The sequence below is a fragment of the Hydrogenoanaerobacterium saccharovorans genome (assembly GCF_003814745.1).
GTDB classification, from domain to species: Bacteria; Bacillota; Clostridia; order Oscillospirales; family Ruminococcaceae; genus Hydrogenoanaerobacterium; species Hydrogenoanaerobacterium saccharovorans.
In genome coordinates, this window is sequence record NZ_RKRD01000001.1 from 1,141,839 (window position 1) to 1,168,041 (window position 26,203).

At 38.5% G+C, this 26,203-nt stretch carries 23 protein-coding genes; 17 read left to right on the top strand and 6 right to left on the bottom strand.

The annotated features are described in order from the left end of the window. Position 1: 1 nt before the first annotated feature. From EDD70_RS05380 to EDD70_RS05400, 5 genes are all read left to right on the top strand, one after another. Positions 2-202, top strand: coding sequence for a hypothetical protein (locus tag EDD70_RS05380; RefSeq protein ID WP_092752240.1), 201 nt, complete (start codon positions 2-4; stop codon positions 200-202). After that, entirely contained in the window at positions 195-536 is a 342-nt protein-coding gene (locus EDD70_RS05385; protein WP_092752237.1) for a hypothetical protein, read from the top strand. The genes EDD70_RS05380 and EDD70_RS05385 overlap by 8 nt, the downstream gene beginning before the upstream one ends. After that, positions 517-1,392, top strand: coding sequence for a glycoside hydrolase family 25 protein (locus tag EDD70_RS05390; protein ID WP_092752235.1), 876 nt, complete (start codon positions 517-519; stop codon positions 1,390-1,392). Before EDD70_RS05385 ends, EDD70_RS05390 begins: the two co-directional genes overlap by 20 nt. Positions 1,393-1,680: 288 nt before the next feature. Then, positions 1,681-2,826, top strand: coding sequence for a hypothetical protein (locus EDD70_RS05395; protein WP_092752233.1), 1,146 nt, complete (start codon positions 1,681-1,683; stop codon positions 2,824-2,826). Beyond that, complete coding sequence (locus EDD70_RS05400) at positions 2,804-3,277, top strand: HNH endonuclease (protein WP_162840805.1); 474 nt, start codon at positions 2,804-2,806, stop codon at positions 3,275-3,277. Before EDD70_RS05395 ends, EDD70_RS05400 begins: the two co-directional genes overlap by 23 nt. Before the next feature lie 212 nt (positions 3,278-3,489). Here EDD70_RS05400 and EDD70_RS05405 read toward each other — a convergent pair whose 3' ends face one another. Further along, entirely contained in the window at positions 3,490-3,942 is a 453-nt protein-coding gene (locus EDD70_RS05405; RefSeq protein ID WP_092752229.1) for a staygreen family protein, read from the bottom strand. 505 nt (positions 3,943-4,447) lie between these two features. On the opposite strand from EDD70_RS05405, the gene EDD70_RS05410 reads away from it, so the two are divergent. The 6 genes from EDD70_RS05410 (at position 4,448) to EDD70_RS05430 (ending at position 14,308) form a co-directional block, all read left to right on the top strand. Next, a complete protein-coding gene (locus EDD70_RS05410) occupies positions 4,448-7,312 on the top strand; it encodes an ATP-dependent DNA helicase (RefSeq protein ID WP_092752227.1) in 2,865 nt (954 codons plus the stop codon). Between the two features lie 18 nt (positions 7,313-7,330). Continuing rightward, complete coding sequence (locus EDD70_RS05415; protein WP_205408580.1) at positions 7,331-9,208, top strand: site-specific DNA-methyltransferase; 1,878 nt, start codon at positions 7,331-7,333, stop codon at positions 9,206-9,208. Continuing rightward, a complete protein-coding gene (locus tag EDD70_RS05420; RefSeq protein WP_092752225.1) occupies positions 9,209-11,827 on the top strand; it encodes a TnsA endonuclease N-terminal domain-containing protein in 2,619 nt (872 codons plus the stop codon). It begins immediately after the preceding gene. A gap of 298 nt (positions 11,828-12,125) precedes the next feature. After that, a complete protein-coding gene (locus EDD70_RS14905; protein WP_162840804.1) occupies positions 12,126-12,299 on the top strand; it encodes a hypothetical protein in 174 nt (57 codons plus the stop codon). Positions 12,300-12,570: 271 nt separating this feature from the next. Further along, positions 12,571-13,641 (top strand): polysaccharide deacetylase family protein, encoded by a 1,071-nt coding sequence (locus EDD70_RS05425; protein ID WP_092752223.1) that lies wholly within the window; start codon positions 12,571-12,573, stop codon positions 13,639-13,641. Positions 13,642-14,095: 454 nt separating this feature from the next. Next, positions 14,096-14,308 carry a hypothetical protein gene (locus EDD70_RS05430; protein ID WP_092752221.1) on the top strand — a complete coding sequence of 71 codons (213 nt, stop codon included), beginning with the start codon at positions 14,096-14,098 and terminating at the stop codon, positions 14,306-14,308. 71 nt (positions 14,309-14,379) lie between these two features. Here the strand turns inward: EDD70_RS05430 and EDD70_RS05435 are convergent, their stop codons facing one another. The 4 genes from EDD70_RS05435 to mnmA form a co-directional block, all read right to left on the bottom strand. Beyond that, positions 14,380-15,249 (bottom strand): MetQ/NlpA family ABC transporter substrate-binding protein, encoded by an 870-nt coding sequence (locus EDD70_RS05435; protein ID WP_092752219.1) that lies wholly within the window; start codon positions 15,247-15,249, stop codon positions 14,380-14,382. A gap of 22 nt (positions 15,250-15,271) precedes the next feature. Next, positions 15,272-15,931, bottom strand: coding sequence for a methionine ABC transporter permease (locus tag EDD70_RS05440; RefSeq protein WP_092752217.1), 660 nt, complete (start codon positions 15,929-15,931; stop codon positions 15,272-15,274). Next, positions 15,924-16,937 (bottom strand): methionine ABC transporter ATP-binding protein, encoded by a 1,014-nt coding sequence (locus EDD70_RS05445; protein WP_092752215.1) that lies wholly within the window; start codon positions 16,935-16,937, stop codon positions 15,924-15,926. Before EDD70_RS05445 ends, EDD70_RS05440 begins: the two co-directional genes overlap by 8 nt. A 195-nt stretch (positions 16,938-17,132) precedes the next feature. Beyond that, positions 17,133-18,212 carry a tRNA 2-thiouridine(34) synthase MnmA gene (gene mnmA / locus EDD70_RS05450; RefSeq protein WP_092752213.1) on the bottom strand — a complete coding sequence of 360 codons (1,080 nt, stop codon included), beginning with the start codon at positions 18,210-18,212 and terminating at the stop codon, positions 17,133-17,135. A gap of 390 nt (positions 18,213-18,602) precedes the next feature. On the opposite strand from mnmA, the gene EDD70_RS05455 reads away from it, so the two are divergent. Beyond that, positions 18,603-20,393: a DEAD/DEAH box helicase gene (locus EDD70_RS05455; RefSeq protein ID WP_092752211.1), complete on the top strand. Its 1,791-nt coding sequence runs from the start codon at positions 18,603-18,605 to the stop codon at positions 20,391-20,393. A gap of 46 nt (positions 20,394-20,439) precedes the next feature. Here EDD70_RS05455 and EDD70_RS05460 read toward each other — a convergent pair whose 3' ends face one another. Continuing rightward, positions 20,440-21,045: an HD domain-containing protein gene (locus EDD70_RS05460; RefSeq protein WP_423230116.1), complete on the bottom strand. Its 606-nt coding sequence runs from the start codon at positions 21,043-21,045 to the stop codon at positions 20,440-20,442. Between the two features lie 315 nt (positions 21,046-21,360). Between EDD70_RS05460 and EDD70_RS05465 the strand changes: the two genes are divergently transcribed. From EDD70_RS05465 to EDD70_RS05485, 5 genes are all read left to right on the top strand, one after another. Continuing rightward, complete coding sequence (locus EDD70_RS05465) at positions 21,361-21,630, top strand: autorepressor SdpR family transcription factor (RefSeq protein WP_123811015.1); 270 nt, start codon at positions 21,361-21,363, stop codon at positions 21,628-21,630. Next, the gene (locus EDD70_RS05470) at positions 21,630-22,292 is read left to right on the top strand and encodes an SdpI family protein (protein WP_092752209.1); all 663 of its coding nucleotides are present in this window, start codon (positions 21,630-21,632) and stop codon (positions 22,290-22,292) included. The genes EDD70_RS05465 and EDD70_RS05470 overlap by 1 nt, the downstream gene beginning before the upstream one ends. A 450-nt stretch (positions 22,293-22,742) precedes the next feature. Beyond that, positions 22,743-22,970: a helix-turn-helix domain-containing protein gene (locus EDD70_RS05475; protein ID WP_092752207.1), complete on the top strand. Its 228-nt coding sequence runs from the start codon at positions 22,743-22,745 to the stop codon at positions 22,968-22,970. Between the two features lie 113 nt (positions 22,971-23,083). Then, complete coding sequence (gene asnS, locus EDD70_RS05480; RefSeq protein ID WP_092752205.1) at positions 23,084-24,484, top strand: asparagine--tRNA ligase; 1,401 nt, start codon at positions 23,084-23,086, stop codon at positions 24,482-24,484. A gap of 288 nt (positions 24,485-24,772) precedes the next feature. Next, complete coding sequence (locus tag EDD70_RS05485) at positions 24,773-26,059, top strand: aspartate aminotransferase type Ic (protein WP_092752203.1); 1,287 nt, start codon at positions 24,773-24,775, stop codon at positions 26,057-26,059. Positions 26,060-26,203: the final 144 nt, after the last annotated feature.

Here is a 26,203-nt window from a genome sequence, read left to right on the forward strand (position 1 = left end):
CTTGGAGTTTTCACAAGATATAGTAATCTATCTGATTGGCTTAGCGACAACTGCGGGGACGATTATTGCGCGGATATCCGCACTTGAAAAAAAGGTAGAAAAACACAATTCTGTGGTAGAGCGAACTTATGTACTAGAAGAAAAGATGAAAGTAGCAAACCACAGAATCGACGATTTGGAGGAGGCAAAACATAATGGATAAAGCAATTTTAATTTTGCAAACAATCGCAATGGTGGTGCTCGGTGCAGCTGCCGTGTATTACAATGCTAATGCAAAACTGAAAGCAAAAACCACCGAGCTTATCGCGCAGGCAGAAGATACATACAAAGATATAACCAAAGCAGGCGGACTTAAACGCGGCTGGGTAGTGGACAGGCTTTATGAATTAATACCAATACCCTTGCGTGTGATAATTACACGCGATATGATTGAAGCAATTGTACAGAATACTTTTGACGAGATAACCAAATACGCCAAGCTTCAGCTTGATAAGGTATTCGCAGGGGAGGGCAAACATGCAAACGAATATAATTGATGTATCCACCCACCAAGGGCAGATTGACTGGGCGAAAGTAGAAGCAGACGCGGTGATGATTCGTGCCTGCTTCGGTTGGGACAATAACAATCAGATAGACAAGCAGTTTGCGGCAAACGTCGCGGGTGCGGTAAAGTACGGCACCCCGTATGGGTTGTACCATTACAGCTACGCCACAAACGCATCGGATGCGCGCAAAGAGGCAAACTTTTTCCTTCGTGTCATCGAGGGATTGAAACCGCAGTACCCCGTCGCCTTCGACTTTGAAGACGTCACCCAGCTGGGTGGGTACGACAGTAACGGTAGATACCACAAGTCGCTGCCGCTGGGCACCCAGCTTGATATTATTGACGCGTTTCTATCAACCGTTGAGGCAGCCGGCTACTTTGCGATGCTGTATATGTCGGCATCCCCGCTAATGCAGTTGTACCGCTATGCACCCAAGCGCATTAAGAGATACAGTATTTGGGTGGCACACTACGGTGCGGACAAGCCCAACTTTGCGGGTGAATACGGTATTTGGCAATACGGTGTGGTCGGCAGATGGGGCACCAAGGGCAGAGATTACACCATCCCCGGGCAGGTTAGCGGCGTCAATGCCAACTGCGACGTAAACTACGGCTACAAAGATTACCCTGCCATCATCAAGGCGGCAGGGCTCAACGGTTTTAGCAAAACAACTCAACCGCCAAAACCTGTAGAGACGCAAGCGGACGAATTGGCGCGCATCCGCGCCGAGCTTACCGCAAGCAAAGAACATACGGTCAAGCTTAAAAAACAGGTGAACTCGCTGACGGATGAACTCGCCTCGTATAAAAACAAATGCCTTGAAGCAGCAAAATTGCTTACTGAATAATACGATTACGAAAGCCGAGATGTGCAGAAAATGAAACTGCATATCTCGGCTTTTTTTGTTTTATGTAGAACTTTGTTGTATAATGTTGGTAAAAATGCTATTTGAGAATAATTATGGAAGATGATATAGTAATATTTAGCGAATTTATGAGCAACTAAGCATTTTAGCAATAACACGTAGTTCTACCAACAGTTGGTTCGTGCGATATTCGTATTTTGGACGTGATAAAATTCGACTGTGGTGTTATAAAAATGCTTAACCACAACAATTACATGGGGGAACTTATAGATGAATACAATAAATATACTTGAATATCGCAAATCAATTGAGCCTAATAAGGCGACTAAAATTAAGGTGTTTACTGAATTCTTTTGTAGCGAATTCACAATCAAAGCCCAGGATGACAATATAGATGTGCGTCACTTTCAAGATATGGATATTGATTTTATTATAAAAAGTTTAGGAAATTACATAGTTGTAAATAATGTTAGGGCGCAAAATACGGCTGATACATATGTCAAGGCGGTTTATGAATTGTTGGAATATATATCGGATAAATACGGTGCTACCAATGCTATATTTACCAATATGCGTAAAAACAAGGAATTTTCAGATAGAACCAAAGAAGTTACATCACAGTTACGAGCAACAATATCCAAAGATATTGCGACAGATGATGATTATGAAAGTCTTGTTAACTGTGTTGAATCGTTTCTTCAAGAAAACGATAATATTGAATTAAAACTAAATGAAGAAATAGATTTATTTATCTCGGGCGAAAGAAAAAATTTACGGATCTTCACTTCATTTCTCTCTATTCTTGCTGCAATATGCGTAATGGTATATGCACTAAAATATAATGTTATAACCGAATTAAAATCCAAAGATATTGACATTATTGATAGAAAGATTAAAATAAATGGCATTTCATTACCATTAAATATGGAACTGGAACAATTATTAAAAATATATATGCCCATTAGGACAAAACTAATAAATTTCCATAGAGTTAATACTGATAGTCTTTTTATTAAATACAAGACTGGGCAACAACTTATTAAAGATGATTTTAGTTATACGTTTCAGTATATAAGAAATAATCTCAATGGTTTTAAATCAGAAGAGTTCTCATCAAGAAGAATTCTTGAGATGTTGGACCGTGGTATTGATATAAGCTCAATCTCACAACTTACTGGTTTTGATATAAAACGTTGTGCAGAAATTCAAGCCAATAATTCAACAACAGATATCCTTATAGAATTTTTATCTGGTAAGAAAGATATTAATTCGTCACAGTTTATGTCTTGCCCATTTTGCGGTACAAGGAAAAAGGCAAATATAGAAAACTGGATTATCGTTAAATTTGAGGGTGATGATAATAAATATGTTGCCTGTAAGGGGTGTAAAGGTCTTGCAAATAGAGAACATATATGAATTACCTGATTTCTTGGATGAATACCTAGTCGATGTCCAAAAAAGAACAATAAATAAAATCGAGACCGAAACGATTTTTGAAGGAATAAAACATGACTATTTTGAAGATGTTATAATTCCTGAAAATGAAAGAAAAGAAGTTACAATTAAAAGGATAATAAGGTATCAACGAGTCGTCAACGAATTAAAAAAAGAACATAAATACAAGTGTCAACTGTGTGGTGATACTTTTTTAATGGATAATGGTAATTACTATTGTGAAGCTCACCATATCAAAGAATTATCAAACAATGGGACTCAAGACAAAACAAACGTTTTAATTCTTTGTCCAAAGCATCATCGTATGTTTCACTATTCGAAAAAAATGATTACAATTACTAACGATACAGAAAACGGAAAGCGTGTTATTACAATTGGAAACATAACGTATAGTTATCCTGTAATCTTGTAGCATTAAAATAATGTAATTCAGCTTTGCGTAATAAATAGCGAAGTGTGAAAATAATGAATTCAAATAAGAAGTGCTCATTATGTTTAATTCATTACTCTATAAATCGCAAAGATAAAGGGTTGAGGTATTAATCTCAGCCCTTCGCCTTGTGGTGATGGTACTATAATAATGTATTTTTTTGTTGATTTTTATTAGCCTAAAGTAATATATAATTATAGTAATTTGTAGTTTCCGATAGGTCCAAAATTGTAAGTCTTATCATAAGTAGGGTTTTCCGATATAAAGTGGATAAGCACAGGTGTGTTATCGATATAGGAATATTTTTGAAATATAAATCTATCGGCTTGTCGCAATGCAGTTAGGGCGGTAGGCATTTCGGTATAAAAAATTCTATTTCTAATTTCGGAATTACCTGATACATCTGTTCCGTCTATAAGAACGGAGCCTATTAAAAATAGTCCACTTTGAGTTTGTTCCCAACCTAATTTTACGTCATCATGAATGCTGGTAATTTGATCTGTTGCATAATTATTTGCAATAAATACAAATAGTTCTGCTGTAATATCAGAATGAGTAATAGTATATTTTCTTCCTATAATAGGGTCATAAGGTTTAATGTTGTCGCGATATTGCACAAACACTTTTTGCGGACTGAGTTCTCTCATGTTTTATCACCTTGATATATTAAAGATTTATATATTTTATTCAAGGCTTGAAAATGTTGTTCTTGTCTTAGAAACTAATAATTGTTTAATTTAGAATTATGACAATTCAACTTTCCTTATTTGTGATGTTTTTTAGATCAATCGATAGTTTATTAAGCGAAAAGATAAGCAAGCATTATCCCTTTTGTAGAAATATGTGGAGTTTTGTTGTATAATATTGTAAAAACTGTTTCGTTACCTTTGCACCAAAAAGACTTGTGTGTTTAGATACTAGAAGTTTAAAATCCTCTTTAGTTATAAGAATGAGAGGTGTAGTGTTTAGTCTTATGAATGTAACTCCTTAGCTTAACTCTATAAAGAGATGAATGCTTTTTATTTTTCAGGATTAGGATGCAATCATCAATCAATAAATAGTTATTCGAAATTTGATAAACAATTTACATCTGACAAAGGATCATAGGTTGCCTATATTAACCTAAATCTATTATATAAGGTTGGTAATGATTTGTTTGATTTTGGGAATGCTAACACTGGACAAAAAAGAGCAATAACAGCAGTTAATGGGCCCGTTCTTATTATTGCAGGCCCCGGAACAGGTAAAACATTTACTCTTGTGCAACGAGCTGTTTATATGATTCAAGAAAAAGGTGTAAAACCTGAGCAGATTCTAATAGCAACTTTTACTGATAAAGCTGCTAAAGAGCTTGTTACTCGAATTACAAATGAACTACTTGAAAGAAATATAGCTGTTAATATCAAAGAAATGTATATAGGAACATTTCATTCTATTTGTCTAAGATTTATAAAAGAACATATTGAATACACACGAATTAGAAAAAACTACAGAACTTTAGATGATTTTGACCAAACATATACTGCTTTTCAAAATATTTCTCGTTTCAGAAACATAGAAAACTTTGACATTGCAATTACTGTAAAAGGTGCTTGGCGGCAATCACAAGAAATTTGCAGATATGTAAACAATCTTTCTGAGGAACTAATTCTTGCTGATGATTTAAAAGGAGACGATGATCCTGCTATATCAGCGCTTGGAGATATTCTTAGTGTTTACAATTGCATTCTTAATACAAATAATATAATCGATTTTGCTGGTATACAAACAGAAGCATATTACTTATTAAAAACCAATCCCGAAGTATTAGAAGAATTACAGAGTAAAATTAAATATTTAATGATTGATGAATATCAAGACACAAACTTTATACAAGAGCAAATTGTTTTTACTCTTGCAGGGAAAGAAGAAAATATTTGTGTAGTTGGCGATGATGATCAAGGCCTTTATCGTTTTAGAGGGGCCACAATAAGAAACATTCTGGAATTTCCAACTAAATTCACAGAAAAAGATTGTAAGGTTATACCACTGACTATCAACTATCGTTCAAATAGCGAAATAGTAGGTTTTTATAATAAATGGATGACAACCACCTCTGGTGCAAAGTTTAGGTTTGATTGGGACAAATACAGGTTTGATAAAAGGATAATAGCAAGTAAAAGCTCTCAGTTAAATGGTTCGGCGGTTATCAAGATTTCCGCTGAAGATGATGAGGATGAATGGCACGAAAGTATTTTGCACTTCATTAACACATTAAAAGACTGTGGAAAACTGAAAGACTTAAATCAAATAGCCTTCCTGTTTCAATCGGTGAGAAACCAAAAAGCATTAGACTTAGCACGTTATCTTGAAAAAAATGGTGTAAATGTATATTCCCCTCGTTCCGATATGTTTTTTGAGCGGGGTGAAGTTAAACTAATACTCGGAGCATTACTATTGACATTTCCACAATACGTGGCTAGGCTTGAACAGAGGAACTTTGATTTCACCGATGAAAACCTTTGCCAATATTACGAGTCGTGTATCAGAACCCTCAATGACTACCTACAAAAGAACGAATGCCGTCCGCTTCTGACATGGATAAGAGGACGTGGAAAGACTCATTTCAATTTAACAAAGAATACCGACTATGGCCTTACAGGATTGATATATCAGATGTTTGAGTTTGCTCCATTTACATCAATTTTAGACACTGAACTTGGTTCCGGCGTAATTGATTTACGCCCTGCAAGGAACATTGCAAAGCTGACAGAGATAATTGGAAAGTATGAATACTTACACCGAGTAGAAGTATTGACTCCTAAAAAGATAGAAAAGGATATTATACTTTTCTTTAATATGTATTTGCGATTTCTATTTAACGGTGGTATTGATGAATATGAGGATGACTCTGAATATGCTCCAAGTGGTTGTGTATCATTTCTAACTATCCATCAATCAAAGGGGATGGAGTTCCCTATAGTAATTGTAGGGTCACTTTCTAATAATCCAAGAAATAGGCATGATAATATTTTAACTGAAATTACTGAAAAGTACCATAAACGTCCTTCATATGAGCCGCTTGACCGGATTAAGTACTATGATTTTTGGAGATTATACTACACCGCTTTTTCGCGGGCGCAAAACCTATTGGTTCTCACAGCAAATGAGAAGACACGGGAGCCGAGCAAATACTTTAGCGAGTGCTATTCTTCGCTTAAAAGCAACACAGATTCAGCATTTAATATACAAGAATTTGACTTTGAAGAAATTAAAAATGTGAACATAAAGGAAGTATATTCATTTACTTCACACATATCTGTTTATGAGACTTGTTCTCTACAATACAAATTTTTTAAAGAACTTGGATTCACCCCTATAAGAGTAGGTGCAACGTTGTTTGGTCAGTTGGTTCATCAGACGATAGAGGATATTCACCGTGCAGCTTTACGCAAAGAAGCACATCTTATCACTAACAATAACATACAGCAGTGGCTTTTAAGCAATTACACCACGCTATCTAAAAGTGAGCACACATACTTGGGTGAACCTCAGATTATGGCTGCGCTAAAACAAGTGTGCAGATATGCAGAAAGGCAAAACGGCGACTGGAGCAGGATACAAGAAGCCGAGGTTGAAGTTAGTCTTTTGAAACAGGATTACATAATTGAGGGAACCATTGACTTGATTCGTGGCGAAGGTGACACCGTGGAGTTGGTCGACTTCAAGTCTGAGAAAAAACCGGATATATTCAAGGATGTTGAAAAGCTAGAACATTATAGGAAACAGCTTCAAGTATATGCACACTTGGTCGAGAAAAAGACAGGACATACTGTTAGTAAGTTACATATTTACTATACGGGGGAGGAAGATAGCAATCCGCAGATAACATTCCCATCTAATAGAGGTGCCATTGATTCAACCATCCAAGAGTTTGACAACATTGTGCAAAAAATCAAGAAGAAGGATTTTTGTACTAAGGCCACGTCACAGATAACCTGTAACAACTGCGACTTTAGATTTTATTGCAAAAACTAAATACGAAGGAGTTTTAATTTGAATCAGCAATTAAATATCGAGAGCTATGAGTTTGAAAAAAAGAAGCCTATAAAAGGTTTCCCAGAACTTCACTGGACGGGCAAACGCCCTTTTAAGTCTACGCAATACTTTCCTGCACAGCTTAGAGAGAAGTATGGCGAGGACAAAGATGGCTGGATAAATAAGATATTTTGGGGCGACAACCTTCAAGTTATGAGCCATATGTTGAAAGAATATCGAGGAAAGATTGATTTAATTTACATAGACCCTCCCTTTGACTCTAAAGCTGATTATAAAAAGAAAATTAAGCTTAAAGGTAAAGCAGTTACAAATGATTCAACTTCATTCGAAGAAAAACAATATGGAGATCTATGGACAAACGATGAGTATTTGCAGTTTATGTTTGAACGAATAGTATTGCTAAAAGAATTACTTACAGCAAGTGGTTGTATATATTTACATTGCGATTATCATAAGTCTCACTATTTGCGCATTATACTTGATGAAGTCTTTGGAAATAGCAATTTTGTCAATGAAATTATTTGGCAAAAAACAACATCGCCCAAAGCACAATCTTTACAGTTTTCCAACGCACATGATACGATTTTTATATACTCGAAAAGCACAGATTTTATTTTTAATAAACAGTATACACCATATGATGAAAGCTATATAAATTCATTTTATCGTTACACTGACGAAGATGGGAGAAGATATAGAATCTCAGATTTTTCTCAGAACGGTGCTGGTGAAGGAAAGTTCTTTGGTGAGCTTTTTATTTCGCCAGCACCAGGCAAGCACTGGATATGGGGACAAAATAGAATAGATCAGGGCATGAAAGAAAACAGAATTGTAATATCAAAAAATGGTATTCCAGGACTGAAGCGATATTTAGATGAAATGCCAGGCAATCCTTTGAGAGATATATGGAATGACATTAACGGTCTAGGACCCCAAGGAAGTGAATTGCAAGATTATCCAACGCAAAAGCCAGAGGCATTGTTAGAAAGAATAATCAAATCTTCATCAAATGAAGGAGATTTAGTTTTTGACTGCTTCATGGGTTCTGGCACTACACAAGCTGTTGCTATGAAGCTGGGAAGACGCTTTATAGGAGCTGATATTAACCTTGGTGCCATCCAAACAACAGCCAAGCGCTTAATCAATGTGGCGAATGAACTAAAAAGCCAAGAGGACAAGTATACTGGTTTTGAAGTTTATAACGTTAATAACTATGATTTTTTTAGAAACCCCCTAGAGGCCAAGGAACTTATCATCTCTGCTCTTGAAATACAAAAGTTCGATGCAGGAAGCGTCTATGACGGCGAACTGGATGGGCGTATGGTGAAGATTATGCCGGTTAATAGAATTGCCACTAAAGCAGACTTAGAGGAACTAAAGGCCAATCTTCCATATAAGACTTTTGAGAAGCGAAAGGAGGAAAATTCATCTGTACCTGTTGAACGCATTACACTTGTTTGTATGGGGCATGAACCTGACCTTAAGGCATCTTTAGAGCAGGAATTGTCAGAATATAAACTAGATATAGAAATAGTGGATATTCTCCGTGATAAGGCTGTACTACAATTAAAAAGAGAAGCAGAGTCCAATATTATTATTGAAAACGGTAAACTGATCATCAAAGAATTTTACCCTATGAACCTTTTGCAGAAACTGAGTTTGCAGAAGGAATATGTAGAGGATTGGAAGCAATTGGTGGAGTCTGTGATGATCGATTGGAATTATGACGGTGCTGTTATGGAGCCAAAAACGATTGACTTGCCAGATAAGAATGAGTTTGTAAGTGGCGAGTATGATATTCCTTCCGATGCGGGAAAGATTAAAGTGAAAATCACTGATTTGCTGTCAGAGTCTTTGGAAGTCGAGGTGGGATAGATGGCAAAAATTTATGGAGATGAATTTTCGTTCTACAACCAACTTTGTTACTACTATACTATAAACTGTCGTAAGATCCGACGAAACTATAAGGATATTACGAAAAAATTCTTAGATTACAACGACAAAAAATTTAATCCATCCGCTTTCCTACGCAAGCCACAATTTGAAGCATTGGAGATGTATATCTTCATTAAAGAGTTTATGAATAACGCCCAAGTATATGAAATGTTCAATTCTTGGAGAAAGAGAGAAGGCAAATTTTCCGATGCTTCATACTATTCAATTACGAATGGTCAAACCAGGATAGGCGACGTTCAAACAGAAGAACAAACAAAAGCTCTTTTCAAGCAGATGAAGAAAGTCGCCGAAAACTATCCGAACTACATCTATGCTCTAACAATGGGACTTGGCAAAACTATACTTATGGCTACTTGTATTTTCTACGAGTTTTTGCTTGCGAATAAGTACCCTAAAGACGAGCGCTTTTGTCACAATGCGCTTGTGTTTGCACCGGATAAAACTGTTTTGCAATCATTAAAGGAAATAGTAACTTTTGATAAATCTCTTGTCCTTCCTCCCGAATATGCAAGGGTGCTGGACGCAAACATTAAAGTCCACTTTCTTGAAGACACAGGAACTACATTGAACACCTTGGATAACTCTTATTTTAATATAATTATCTCAAACACACAAAAGATAATTGTAAAGAAGAAGCACAAGGAAGATAACGCTACAGATAAGTTATTTAAAATGTCAAACTTATTGGAAACAGTCTATGGTGTTGATAACGAGTTGGATAATGATTCGGACTTGATGTTTAATCAGCGTTTTCAAAAACTCTGCCGTTTATCACAAATTGGCGTTTATGTTGATGAAGCTCATCATATGTTTGGTAGTGAGCTTGAAAAATCTTTGCGCAGCAATGCAACTCAAACATCTTTAAGAAGTACAATAAATCTTCTTGCCAAAGATATGAGTACATACGGAACTTCTGTAGTAGGATGTTATAACTACACCGGAACGCCATATGTTAAAAATCAGCTGCTTCCGGAAGTTGTATATGCATATGGACTTAAAGAGTCCATTATTAATGGATACTTAAAAGAAGTTGATATTAAAGGCTTTGAAAATGTAAAAAATCAAGAATTTTTAAGAGCTGCCATCACAAACTTTTGGAACAAATACAGCGACAAAACATATGAAGGACTTTTACCTAAATTAGCTATTTTTGCTTCTCGGATTGAAGAAGTTGAAACCGAAGTGCGTCCAGCTGTAGAAAAAATCTTAGCTGACCTTGGTATCCCTCTTTCAAAAATTTTGGTGAATGTAGGAGACGCATCGGTAACATCAAGTGACGACATCCGAAACTTTTACAACTTAGATGTAGCTGGTAGCGAAGGAAGTAAAAAACAATTCATCATTCTTGTTGAAAAAGGCCGTGAAGGATGGAACTGCCGCTCTCTATTTGGAGTTGCATTATTTAGAAGCCCAAAGTCAAAAATATTTGTATTACAGGCAACCATGCGCTGCTTAAGAAAAATAACTGATGAGCAGCAAGTCGCATCTGTATACCTCTCCAAGGAAAATTTTGATACTTTAAATGATGAGCTGAATAAAAACTTTAACGTGGAGATAAAAGACTTAAAAGACTCATCAGCTAAGAAAAAGGTTCCATATAAGGTTAGAGTTTTACCTCCGCCAAGGTACTTAGCTGTAAAGTCAATTAAACACGAATATTCTTTAACGAAAAAAGAATACTCTAATCCAATTAATTTCAAAGTATCTGAATTAGATACTGAGAAATACAAGGCCTTTATTTATGAAAAAGCAGGATTGGCTAGAGACATGTCCGTTAAGACTTCTGATGCAGATGAGTATCGTGAAAAGGCTAAATATAGTGCACTTTCATTGGCTGCTGAAATATCAAGGTATCTCAACATATCTCCATTGCTTGCATCAAAAATTTTGAAAGAGTCAGTGGATGGAATAGAAATCGTTCTTAAAATGGTCAATCAATATAATGACGTGTTGAACGATGTAATTATACCAACTATATTTAACACTCTTTTTGAAGTCAAATGCTCAGTTGCGACAGAAGACAAAAAGCTCTTGTTGTTAAAAGAACCTCAAGGCGCTGGTTACTACGAATTTAAGGGGCTTCCTGAACTTGTAGTAACTAACAAAGACGCAAATATACTAAAATTTGCTGATAAAAGTTTTCATGCTGATACTTATTGCTTTGACTCGAATCCTGAAAAAGAATGTTTCTGGCAGTACATTACTAGCGATAAAGTTAAAGAAATCTATTTTACAGGAATGTTCACTAGCAATCAAGGAGACTTGTCAATACAATACTATGACCCAGAATCTCGAAGAATTAGGCATTACTATCCTGATTTTTTGGCTAAAATGGACGATGATACTTATCAGCTTATTGAAGTTAAAGGTGACAACAAAATTGACGATATAGTAGTCAAAGCTAAAGCAGATGCAGCCCATGAACTGGCAGTGGAAAGTGACATGAAATACGTTATTTATGCAGGGAGCACATTGATGTCGACTAACGTACTTGAAGGTACTTATTCTAAGCAAGAACAATTATTAGAAGAAAATTAGATTACGTATTATTTTTCTCAAGTACCCAACACACAATTATATTATTTTTAAATTATTCACGAGTACTTAGCCGGATTTTGAAGATACAAATAACAAGATGGTATTTATAGATACACAAAAAGTACACAGTAATGCAAGAAAATGGCATAAATAAGCCATTTAATAATGGTTCAAATCCCTAGCTCTCCGCCAAAAACCCGCATAAACATTATGTTTATGCGGGTTTTTAAAGTTATCTCAAAGTTGAAAGCTAGTTTGTATTTACTGCAGCTACCAAATTAAATATTGGATGTAAGGAATGAAAAAATTGGAATTGCCAACAATTAGCACAGAGTATTTAAAAGAATTAATGTACACTATATTACTTCCCAGTTTTTTTAAAATAATAATGGCAACAGCAGTACCAATAATCGTGGCAAGCATAGTATTAGCAATCATAAGAAAAAAAGTAGGTCAAGAAATGTTAGATTGATTTCAGAATTCTTTATTAAGATTGTAACTCTTGCAATTATCGGGATTACAGCAACAACCACAATACAAAATATAACTATCAGCCCTACACCAAAACCTGATATGGTTGAAAGCAGCAATCCTTTTGAAGAACCTAATATAGTCGATGGTAGTAACCCCTAGTTCTCCGCTTAAAAGATTCGCATAGATACTTATTAAAATTTACTTACTGTTCAATAATTTTAATAAAATTTGATACAATACTGGAGTAGCTTAAAAAGGAGGTAATTAGTATGAATTTTTTTAACACGCGAAAGTATTTTGCTCCTATTTTTATATTTATGTTATTATTGTTTGTTACTTCCTGCGCCCGCAATAAGCAAGAAAATATTTCATCCAATGAAAGTTCCTCACGCCAATCTTCTTCGTCTGCATCTGCATCAGATGAAATGGCAAGTGTCACGGGGATTGTAATGGATGCCACTATGAATAAAATTATGATTAATGCAGACGGTGAGGAGTATTTTTTCGGCACAGAAGGGGCAACGGTTATTGCTCTTGACGGGATTTTGATTGATGACCAAGCTACCGTTTATTATTCTGCCGCCGAGCCTAAAAATGCGCTTAAAATTGATGTTATAAAAAACGGAAAAAATCATCACTCTGACTATCAGGTTTATGAGGTCAAAGGTACAGCTCCATCCATTCAAGGGGCAAAGTGGGATAATATGGTTTCTCAACGCAAAGAATCTACGAACTTTGCCCAAAAATACCGTGATCTTGTATATGTTAATTTGAATCCGAATGAAAAGGCAGTGTTTTTAACCTTTGATGACGGACCTGATGCAACGAATACTTTAAGCGTTATGAATACACTTATTAAAAAGAAGGTTGGTGCAACGTTCTTTTTTACAGGTGAAAACATTAAGAATAACAGTGCTGTTGTAAAAAAGGTGCATGAAAACGGTTTTGCAATAGGGCTACATGGTTACGATCATACATCGTTGGGGGTATTAAAGGATAATGAAGTGAAAGCTCAACTTAACAATACAAACGATCTTCTTGAAAAAATTACAGGTGAACGTACAAACTTAATGCGCCCGCCGTACGGTGATATAAATGATTCCACTATTGAGATAATAGGGCAGCTAAAACAAAAGATATACTTGTGGTCACTTGATACACTTGATTGGGCACAAAGTGACAAAGAAGAGATTTTGCGAAATATAAAAGAAAATCTGCGCCCGGGCGACATTATCTTGATGCACGCCTCTTATGGAAAGTCATTTTCTGCTGAAATCTTACCCGAAGTTATTGATTATATTAAGACACAAGGATATGAACTGAAAGCGTTACCTAAATAAAAAGCTTAAAAAAGAACTTGTGATTATGCAAACACCTAAACTTCCCTATCTTTGCTCATAATTTTGCAGCGATTAACATTAGTTTTATGATATCGGAAAACGCCAAAAAAGCGGCTCTCACTTCACCAGTGAGAACCGCAGCTACGCTAAGTAAAAAATATCTCTATTTAGTTACAAGCGCCGAAGCACTTGCTAAGGAATGCAAAAATATCAGAAAAACACATAATTTTTGGTACCTCCTTATAGTATTTGTCTTGCAAGAACAAACTCATTATAACATAATTTAAACACAAATTAACCAAGCAATTGTTGGTTACAAAATATCAAATATTTTTTAGTTTTGATAAGAAAAACCCCACAAAGTTTTAATTAGTATGTATTCGATATAATCACCTAACCGCTTTCGCAATGACAAATTTAAAGTCATAGGCATAGCATGGAATGAGGTGATACTATGTTAAACTGGAGATCTATAATATCTATATTGATTACAATTGGTATTTTGATTTGTGCAATCATAGGAACAGTGTATATTGCACAAATAAGTACCGATGTTGCAGAAATAAATCAAAAGCTTACTACAGTCAGTGAGGATCTAGGTGAAGTAAAAACTACAAATGCGCACATGGATGAAATACTCACTGCCGTCTTTATCCCTGGTGGTTAGGGATTAAGTACCATAGAAGGACTAAAAAAGGCGAAGCATTTATGCTTCGCCTTTTTTGTATGGGCATTTACTTAAAACATGGGTACAACAGCACCCTTATATGTGTTATTAATAAAGTTTTTCACCTCATCGCTTTTCAGCGCTGCAACCAATGCTTTCAAATCTTCGCGGTTCTCATCTCCTGCGCGAATTGCAATGATGTTTGCAAAGTTGGTTGCTGCAAGCGAATCCTTATCCTCAGATGTCAAAGCATCGGTAGAGACATTAAATCCGGCTTGAATTGCATAGTTGCCGTTGATAACAGCCAGGTCAACGTCTGGCAGAGAACGGGCAAGCTGTGCTGCCTCAATCTCCACAATTTTGAGTTTTTTGGTATTCTCGGTAATATCCTTTACGGTTGCCTCCAACCCCGCATCGGGTTTTAGCTTAATCAGCCCTTGCTTTTCAAGCAGAAGCAAAGCTCTGGCTTCGTTAGTAGTATCGTTGGGCACTGCAATTTGTGCGCCATCTTTTAAATCTGCAATGGTTTTTGTTTTGCCTGCGTAAATCCCGAATGGTTCGTAATGAATCGCTGCAATCGATACCAAATCGGTTTTATTTTTAACATTAAAATCATCTAAATACGGCTTATGCTGAAAGTAATTTGCGTCTAAATCGCTGCTTTGTAAAGCAAGGTTGGGCTGAATGTAATCGGTAAATTCGGTAACTTCCAGTTCGTAGCCTTGTTTTGCAAGAACTTCTTTAGCCACCTTTAAAATTTCTCCGTGAGGTGTTGGTGATGCACCAATCACAATTTTACCTTTGCTTTGCGTAGATTCAGTGCCGGAAGCTGCCTCGGATGAGGTAACAGCAGAAGAAGAACTCGACTGTTTTGCAGCACAGCCTGCAAACAATGTGAGGATTAATGCCGCAGTTAATGTAAGTGCTATTATTTTTTTCATACAATATACCTCCAAAATGTACTTATAATCGTTTATCGGTAGAGCGCGCAATTTTCATTCCAATCTCTTGGAATACTTGTACCAAAATTACAAGAAGTACAACGGTAACCAGCATAATGTCAGTTTGATAACGATGGTAACCGTAGTTTATAGCAATTGTGCCCAATCCGCCGCCGCCCACAAAGCCTGCTAATGCAGAGTAGCTGAGTATGGTGGTGATGGCGATTGCGCCATTGATGACTAAAGCTGGTTTCGCTTCGGGGAGCATTACCTTGTAAATAATCTTGATGGGGGAAGCCCCCATAGATTGAGCAGCCTCAATGACACCGCGGTCAATTTCTTTGATAGACGATTCTACAAGCCGTGCAATAAACGGTGCAGAACCAATTACAAGGGGAACAATCGTTGCAGTTGAGCCGATTGTAGTACCTACAATTTTGCGAGTAAACGGAATTAATGCAACCAGCAAAATCAAGAAAGGTACTGAGCGTAGAATGTTGACAATAAAACCAAGTGTACGATTCAAGCCAACAGCAGGGCGGATACCGTCTTTATCGGTAATTACCAATAAAATACCTACGGGTAACCCGATGACATAAGCAAGCAAAGTAGACACAAGAACCATATAAAGAGATTCTAAAAGGCCTTTGATTAGTAAATTGACAGTAGCCTGATCAAACATCTTCTTCAACCTCCTCAACGGTCAGCTCTTTCGAGCGCAGATATGCAACCATTTTCTTTGCGGATTTTTCATCCTCAGGTAGCTGAACAACAATTTGTCCAAAAGCTTTGCCGTCAATGTTCTTGGTATCGGCAAACAAAATATTAACAGGTTCTTTACAATCAAGCACCATGTTTGCAATTACCGGTTCAAACGATGACCTGCCGTCAAATACAATGCGGCAGCAATGGGTGCCAAAGGTTTCAATGCGCTTACCTTCTGGGTAAACAAGGCGTTTTGCAGCCTGCGATTTGGGATTGGTGAAAATTTCTTCTACACTGCCCACTTCGGCAATTTGGCTTTGGTCTATAATAGCTACCCGCTGGCATATTTCCTCAATAACCGCCATCTCGTGGGTAATGATAACAACCGTAATGCCTAGCCGTTGGTTAATATCCTTTAAAAGTGCCAAAATCGAACGGGTAGTGGTAGGGTCCAGCGCACTGGTAGCCTCATCGCACAACATTACTTTCGGGTTAGTTGCAAGTGCACGAGCAATAGCAACACGCTGTTTCTGCCCGCCCGAAAGCTGCGACGGATAAGATTTTGCCTTGTCAGATAGCCCCACCATATCCAAAAGCTCGGTAGCTCTTTTAATGGCTTGCTCTTTCGGTACACCTGCAATCTCCATCGGAAAACAAATGTTGCCAATGGTTGTACGCTGCATGAGCAGGTTGAACTGCTGAAAAATCATACCCATTGACTGCCGAATTTTACTTAATTCCTTATTGTTTAACTTCAATAAATCGTGCCCGTCAAAAACCACAGTGCCGCTGGTAGGCCTCTCCAACAGGTTGATACAGCGCACCAATGTACTTTTGCCTGCACCGCTCATGCCGATGATGCCGAAGATTTCTCCCTTATAAATATCAAGATTAATGTTTTCGAGTGCATTTACCGTTAAATCTTTGCTCTTAAATGTTTTACCCATGCCTTGCAGCTGAATCAGAGCCTTGGTTTCACTCATAACCTCACCGCTTTCCTCATTCTTCGTCCACTGTAAATTCCATCAAGAATAGCACTATTTAAAAGATTTCGAATATATCGTCAAATCTTAATAAAACTAGTTTTTGCAACTATTGGTTTGCTGGAATTCACAATTAAAAAAACACTATCCATTATAATAGCATATTTTTGGCTTACAGTATAGTTGAAAGAGAAATTATTTTAAAATTGTTCCGCCTCCAATCACAGTATCGCCACAATAAAACACAGCTGCTTGCCCAGGCGTAATTGCACGTTGCGGCGTTTGCAGCCGCACCAACACCTTTCCGTCATCTGCGGGAGAAATGTCAGCAAGCGTTTCTACTTGGTGATATCTTGTTTTTACCATAACCTGCATTCGTTCGTTCAGTTCCGGTAACGCAATCCAGTTAAGGTCACCTACATAAAACTTATCTGAGAAAAGCTCCTCTTGTTCGCCGAGTGTTACGGTGTTGTGAACCGCATCTTTATCAACTACATAACGGGGCGAATCAAAACTGAGCGCCAACCCTTTTCGCTGCCCGATTGTATAATGCACAATGCCTTTGTGCTTGCCTAAAACAGTACCTCTGCAATCGATAAAATTACCTTGTATTGCGGGTGTGCCCATTACATTTGTAAGAAAATTGGCGTAGTCTCCGTCTTTCACAAAACAAATATCTTGGCTGTCCGGTTTGCGCGCATTCACCAAACCGCGTTGCTCTGCAAATGTGCGCACTTCACTTTTCAGCATACCGCCAAGAGGGAAGAGTGTATGCCCTAATTCTTGCTGTGTTAGCATATACAGTACATAGGTCTGGTCTTTCGATTGGTCGCGGGCTTTCTTAAGCAGCCAGCGGCCGCTGTTGGTATCGTATGTTACCTGTGCATAATGCCCTGTGGCAATGCAGTCTTTTTCTAACAGTATGGCACGTTGTAAAAGTTTGCTGAACTTAATGTAACGGTTACAGTCGATGCACGGGTTGGGTGTTTCTCCGCATACATAGCCCTGTACAAATCGTTCAATCACGTCTTTTCGAAAATGCATGCCAAAATTGAACACATAGTGCCTAAAGCCCAATTTATAGGCAACACTTTTTGCGTCTTGTACGTCATCGAGTGAACAACAGGTTCTGGTGCGGTCGCTAATTCCTATGTCGGGGTTATCGTACAGCTTTAGTGTTGCGCCGCAAACATCATAGCCTTGTTCTTGCAGCAATGCAGCAGCCGCAGAGCTGTCAACACCTCCGCTCATAGCAACCATCACCTTTTTATGCATTTCTATATCCCTCTTTTTCCTATAATTCATATAAATTTAATATGAATTATAAACTGCAACAAACGTCTTGTCAATATATTTCCAGAAAAATATTAATTTTTTTGAACATACTAATAACAAAAGTCAATCCGCATATTTCACAAAACGTTAATTGACCAATTGTACAATGTGTGCTAAACTAAATAGGTTACAGTTACAAAATTCTCGTTTTTTCGTATATACTGGTTTGTTCAAGGTTTTCTTTGATTGGTTGCACCCGAATGGCTTAGGTGCACCGCACAAATCGGTATCGGGCAGGCGTTTTCGCCAAAGTAATGCATTTTGCCCTAAATCTGATGGAATGCGGATTGGTATTGGAACAAATACAATATCTTTGAAAAGAGGACATGAATGAATCAAATACCCTTTAAACAGTTAAACCTAATGCCTGAAATCCAACGCGCTGTTGACGCTATGGGCTTCGAAACGGCAACCGACATCCAATCACAGAGTATTCCGTTAATACAAAATGGCTACGACGTCATTGGCCGTTCGCAAACCGGTACTGGAAAAACAATTGCTTTCGGTATCCCTGCAATCGAAAAAATTGATACCCACGAGGCAAAACCGCATGTGCAGGTGCTTATTCTTTGCCCCACCCGTGAGTTGGCAATGCAAGCTTGCGATGAAATTAAAAAACTTGCTGAGTTTATGCCCGGCATTAAAACTGCCGATGTATACGGCGGTGCGCCCATGGATCGCCAGATTCTCAAGCTGAAACGTGCGAACATCGTAATTGGTACGCCCGGCCGAGTAATGGACCATATGCGCCGTAAAACCCTTAAACTCAATCACTTAAAAATGATTGTATTGGATGAAGCGGACGAGATGCTATCGATGGGCTTCCGTGAAGACATTGAAACGATTTTGCAGGATACACCCGAAGACCGCCAGACGATCTTGTTTTCTGCTACGATGCCGCCTGCAATTATGGCTCTTACCAAGCTGTATCAAAAAGATCCGCAGCTTATTGAAATTGACAAAAAGCAGGTAACGGTTGAGAACATTGAACAATATTTTTATGAAGTGCCTATGGGCAGAAAAATGGACGCCCTCAACCTGATAATAAAATACCACAACCCCAAGCTTGCTATGATATTCTGCAATACAAAGGCTATGGTAGATGATATTACAGAATTTTTAGAAAAACAGGGCTTTAACGCAGAGGGGCTTCACGGTGATATGAAGCAAAGCCAGCGTACAAAAGTAATGGATTCGTTTAAATTCGGTAAAACCAGTATTTTGGTTGCTACCGATGTTGCTGCACGTGGCATCGACGTAAACGACATTGATTACGTCATCAACTACGATATTCCCCAAAACGCCGAGTATTATGTCCATCGTATCGGCAGAACGGGCAGAGCGGGCAAGAGCGGTGTTGCAATCACCCTTTGCAGCGGCAGACGTCAAGTAGACCAGCTTATGATTACTGCGCGCATGACAAAATCAAAAATTACCCGCAGCGAAATCCCCAATGCCCAAGAAATCCGTGCTAAAATTGATGAACAGAACCTGGAGAGCGTAACGGAATTTATTACGAATACGCCCAAGCTTGTATTCAGCGATATGGTGGAGCGCCTCAATGAAAAAGGGTTTGCACCCGAGATTGTTGCTGCCGCTTTGATGGAAATGCATTTTGGCAGACAAGACTTGGAGCTGAAAGAGATTAAAGCGAACAAGCCCAAAGAGCGCACAGGCGGTGCACCGCTCAACTATTCTAAAATTGTTTTAAATATCGGGCGTTCCAGCAGAGTAGCGCCGAACCATATAGTGGGTGCAATCACCGAGCGCACCAACCTTTCAGGCAAGGACATCGGCAAGATAGAAATTTACGATGAACGCAGCATTGTGGGTATCCCTACCGATGATTTGGATTCTACAATCAGCGCCATGCAAAACAGTAAAATTTGCGGTAAACCTACCACCGCTGCAATTTACGAAACACGTGAGAAATCGGGTGGCTATCAGGGAAACCGCGGTGGAGCAAAACGGGATTCTTATCGTAAGGATGCGCCTAAAAAAGACGGATACAGAAAAGATTCTTTTAAAAAGGATTTTCATAAAAAAGACAGCGCAAAAAGCGAAGACCAAAAAGATTACCGCAGTTTGCCGAAAAAGCGTTTTCATAAAGAACGCGTATAAACAGCATGAAAAAACCCTATGTCTATTGAGTAGACATAGGGTTTTGCTATTTGTTTCGAACGTTTGAGGTTCCATGCTCTCTTAAATAAGTTGCTTCAAGGTCAGATAAATGCAGTTTTACTGCGATGGGATATTTGTCGTACGCTTGGCTGATAGCAAACCCACCGCTTCTGGCAGTGTCATCAAATCCACCCATATGCCACCGTATTGCCATTGCTTCGCCGGTGTTGAGACGAAGAAAGCGTTCAATCAAAAACACGCTCTTCTCACCATGACCATACGGAAAGATATCTTCTACCGAATAATAGGGCTGTTTTTCCCATTGTCCGGTTTTTTCATTTTTTACATTTCGAGTTGCAACTTTATAAAATTGAGCTTTGCATAGGTCGTGCAGCAGGGCGCAAATAGCAAAGCTTTCAGCATTGTCTTCACCCTCTGTAAAGTGCTTTTCCATCATCACTTCATACACGTTTATGCTGTGCTGCACCAAACCGCCCTCGCATGCGCAATGGAATTTGGTGCTGGCAGGTGCGGTAAAAAAATCTGTTTTTAGCAGCCACTCCAGCAATTTATCGGCACCTTCACGCTTGATATACTGTTTGTAGTATGTAATGAATTTTTCTTTGTAATCAATGTTCTCTATGTTTTCCATTTGTACACCTCGTTTATAAGATAACACTATTATATCATAAATACGAAGTATTTAGATATAATTGGCGATGTGCGGCTTTGCCGGTAGGCAAATTTCGCACCGCGTATAAGAATAATTATAATAACCGCACCTGAACGTGGGCAGCAGTTTTTTACACAATAAACTATAGTTTACAGTGCTCTGCGGTTATTATAACACAAATGGCAGTAATTTCCTACGGAATTTCTATTGACAAAATTTCTCGCAAGTATTATTTTATATTTAGATGTTTACCTAATTAACTAAATATCTTACTATAAAAAAGGAGTTGATCGTTTGAATGATGTATGGGGTGCCATGTCCGACCCAACAAGGCGTAAAATATTAGCAATGCTGCGAAAAGGTAACATGACAGCAGGGGAGATTGCAGACAACTTTGATATGACAAAGCCGTCGATTAGCCATCATTTGAATATTCTGAAACAAGCAGAACTGGTGGATGCAGAGAAAAAGGGGCAGCAAATCGAGTATTCCATCAACACCACAGTTTTACAAGATATTTTAAGCTATGTCGTCGGTTTAACCGATAAAGAGGAGAACGAGTAATGAATTATCAAAAAATAACAGTTCCCATTGCTATAGTCAATTTAATTGCATTGATTTCGGTAACTCTGCGCCTGCCCGAACAAGTTCCAATCCATATTAATATCAACAATGTTGTAGACGGGTACGGCTCTCGTTGGTTTGTACCGCTGCTTGGGGCAATTCCGCTGTTACTGCTGCTTAGTATGGAGATTTATCACCGTTGCACCAAAAACAACAGCAATGTGCAAAAAAATAAAAAAGCCGAAAACATCGTGCTTACTGCAATTGCACTGTTTTTTGTTGCTGTTTCGTGGGTACCCGTTGTTGTAGCAAAACAAATTATCAATCAGGCGGACCTGCATATGGAACTTATCATTGGGTTGCCCATGGGTGTGCTAATGATTATTCTCGGCAATTTCATGGGGGTTATCAAACAAAACCATTACCTTGGTGTGCGCACCAAATGGACGCTTTCAAACGAAGAGGTATGGCGTAAAACCCACCGAAAAGCCGCATATTGGTCGGTGCTTGCGGGCGTGATTATGGTTATTAGCGCACTAACATCCTATGTAGTGCACAATACGATTATATTCTTTGCGGGGCTGATTTTATCCGTTGCTCTTCTTGCAGTAGTTCCTATAATTTATTCTTACGTTCTTTATAAAAGAATTAATAACAAATAGCATAAAAATGCTTAATCATCTAATAATCTAATCACAAATTGCCGACTAATTAGCCGGCAATTTATGATTTTAAACTATTCTATTGCTTTAATTTTTTTGATGCATTCCGTACAAATATGCCCTAAAATAGTATTCTCTAGATTGCTAGTGTTCCCACAAAGTTTACACACACTATCAGCGTGTTCTATAAGAATTTTACCATTTTAAAATGAAACATTAACAACTGTGTGTATTCCAATATTCATTTTCTTCCTTATTTCTAAGGGCAAAATCAACCGTCCGAGTTCGTCTGCTTTTCGTCGTACCATAATGCAATCTCCTTTTTACTTTTATAAACTATTTTAATAATATTTTAAACTCTGTAATGTAGAATTTAAATCATAAAATAAAGAGTAATATTCTATGTTTAGTAAATCATACTCATAGTACACTTAATATGAGGTGATTTACTTGGATACAAAGCAGTTTGAAAAATACCGAAAGCTAGGTTTAAACATCGCATATTACCGTAAAGATAAGGGCTATACTCAAGAAATGCTGGCAGAAAAACTGAATTTAGACAGGACGACAATCAGTAAAATAGAGCTGGCGACATCGGGCGTTTCTTTGGATGTGATTTTTGCAATTTCAGACTTATTGGGCGTTCCTGTATATAAATTTTTCGAGTTTCGCGATTAAAATAATATTGTTACAGTAAAACACAGTGGTAATCCCCTTGTAACCACCTGCTTTTTGTAATATAATAATAAGACACGACTATTTCGGTCATACAAGATAACGGAGGGAATACCATGCAGAGAACAGAGATTAAATGGCTCTGGCAAAATGCGACAGAGCTTGCAGATAAGCAAGTTACCGTCGGCGGATGGGTAAAAACCATCAGAGATTCCAAGCAGCTTGGCTTTATTGAGCTGAACGATGGCTCGAATTTCAATAATCTTCAAATTGTTTTTGAGGACAGTAAAATAGATAATTTTAAAGATGTTGCTAAATTTAACGTTGGTGCAGCAATTATCGTTACCGGTGCGGTTGTTCTTACCCCCAATGCAAAACAACCGCTTGAAATTCATGCACAAAAAATAGAACTCGAGGGTGCTTCTGCTCCCGATTATCCGTTGCAGAAAAAACGTCATTCATTAGAATATCTTCGTTCTATCGCACATTTACGTCCCCGCACCAATACATTCGCGGCAGTGTTCCGTGTGCGTTCGGTAGCGGCATATGCTATCCATAAATTTTTTAACGAGCGTGGCTTTGTCTATGCACACACCCCTTTGATTACAGGCAGCGACTGTGAGGGTGCGGGTGAAATGTTCCGTATCACCACGTTAGACGCTAAAAATCCTCCTCTTAAAGAGGACGGCAGCGTCGATTTCAGCCAAGACTTTTTTGGCAAGATGACCTGCCTTACCGTTTCGGGGCAGCTTGAGGCAGAGTGCATGGCAATGGCATTTGCTAAGGTGTATACCTTTGGTCCCACATTCCGTGCCGAAAATTCCAACACGGCGCGCCATGCAGCAGAGTTTTGGATGATTGAGCCTGAGATTGCATTTGCAGATTTGGACGACGATATGCAGCTTGCACAAGATATGATTAAATATGTGCTGAAGTATGTAATGGAGCAGTGCCCTGCCGAGATGAAGTTCTTTAACGATTTCTACGACCCTGACAAAGCGCTGATATCTCGCCTTACCAACCTTGTCGATTCCGATTTTGGTAAGGTTACCTATACCGAGGCAGTTAAACTGCTCGAAGAGCATAAAGATGAGTTTGATTATCCTGTTTACTGGGGTTGCGACCTACAAACCGAGCACGAGCGTTACCTCACCGAAAAGATTTTCAAAAAACCGGTGTTTGTTACCGATTACCCCAAAGAGATCAAAGCATTTTATATGAGAATGAACGATGACAATAAAACCGTTGCCGCAATGGACCTTTTAGTTCCGGGTGTTGGCGAAATCATCGGCGGTAGCCAAAGAGAAGAGCGTTTGGACGTTCTGCTTTCTCGTATGGAAGAATTGGATCTTAAAGCAGACGATTACTCTTGGTACCTCGACCTGCGCCGTTACGGCGGTACCAAACATGCAGGTTACGGCTTGGGCTTTGAACGCCTGATTATGTACATGACAGGTATTTCGAATATCCGCGATGTACTTCCGTTCCCCAGAACCACCGGTTCGGCTGAATATTAATAAATAGAAAAATGCATGTGCAGAGCTTGTTAAAACAGGCTCTGCCTTTTTATTTCACTGCTAAATGTACAAAAATGCATATTTTTTTTGCTGCTACAGTAGCACATTCCCGAATTTTAGCATATGATATGCAAGAACTGAAAATTAAACTTGCAAAAACGTCGTTCTTGAGGTACAATATACCGTAGTTACTTCGAGTTTATGATTTTTTTAATGAAGTAAAATTTCATGCAAAGGCGCATGGGACAATAACGACCCGATTGCTGCGCCAATTATAGGAGGATCGTTATGTCGTCTTATGAATCGATGGGAAAACAAGAGCTTTTGCAGCTTAAAAAAGAGCTTGATGCAAAATTTGAGGCATTTAAAGCAAAAGGGCTTAAACTGGATATGTCACGCGGCAAACCCGGAGCAGATCAGCTGGACCTTTCTATGAAGATGATGGATGTGCTGGACAGTACCGCCAATCTCAAATGTGCCGAGGGTGTAGACTGCAGAAACTATGGTATCCTTGACGGCATTTCGGAAGCAAAGCAGCTTCTCGGAGATATGATTGAGGTGCCTCCTGAGAATATTATTATTTACGGTAACTCCAGCTTGAATATCATGTACGACACCGTTTCCCGCTCTGTTACTCACGGAGTTATGGGCAGCACCCCATGGTGTAAACTTGATAAGGTAAAGTTTCTTTGCCCTGTACCGGGGTACGACCGCCATTTTGCCATCACAGAGTATTTTGGCATCGAGATGATTCCCGTTCCTATGACATCGGTTGGACCGGATATGGATATGGTAGAACAACTGGTGACAGAGGATGATGCGATTAAAGGTATTTGGTGTGTGCCCAAATATTCCAACCCGCAAGGCATTACTTACTCGGACGATACCGTTCGTCGTTTTGCACGCCTAAAACCCGTAGCAAAAGATTTTCGCATCTACTGGGATAATGCTTACGGTGTTCATCACCTCTACGAAGATGACCAAGATGTGCTGATTGAAATTTTAGCGGAGTGTGAACGTGCAGGTAACCCCGATTTGGTGTTTAAGTTCTGCTCTACTTCTAAAATCAGCTTTCCTGGTTCAGGCGTTGCAGCAATTGCGGCATCCGCTGCAAATTTGGAATTTATCAAAAAACAAATGGCAATCCAAACCATTGGTTACGATAAGCTTAATCAGCTACGCCATGTGCGTTATTACAAAAACCTTGATGGTATGAAGGCACATATGAAGCTTCATGCAGATATTCTTCGCCCCAAGTTTGAGGCGGTGCTTGATACCTTGGATAAAGAACTGTCTTCCTGTGATATCGGCAGTTGGATTCGCCCCAAAGGCGGTTATTTCATTTCGTTTGAGGCACTCGAAGGCTGTGCAAAAGCGATAATTGCTAAATGCAAAGAGGCAGGCGTTGTTATGACGCCTGCGGGCGCAACCTACCCCTATGGTAACGACCCGTATGACAGCAACATCCGCATTGCGCCGTCGTTCCCCACACCCGATGAGCTTGCAACCGCAACCGAATTGTTTGTGTTGTGCGTAAAGCTTGTGAGTATTGACAAAATCCTGGCTAACAAATAGATCTACCGCAGAAGCAGCCGCCTATAATAAGGCGGCTGCTTCTGTTTATCATATGAATGTATGCATTGTATTCATTGCATTGGGGCATTTAAGTAAAAGAATAGTCATACCAAGTATATTGCATATTCCACAAAATCCATGTAA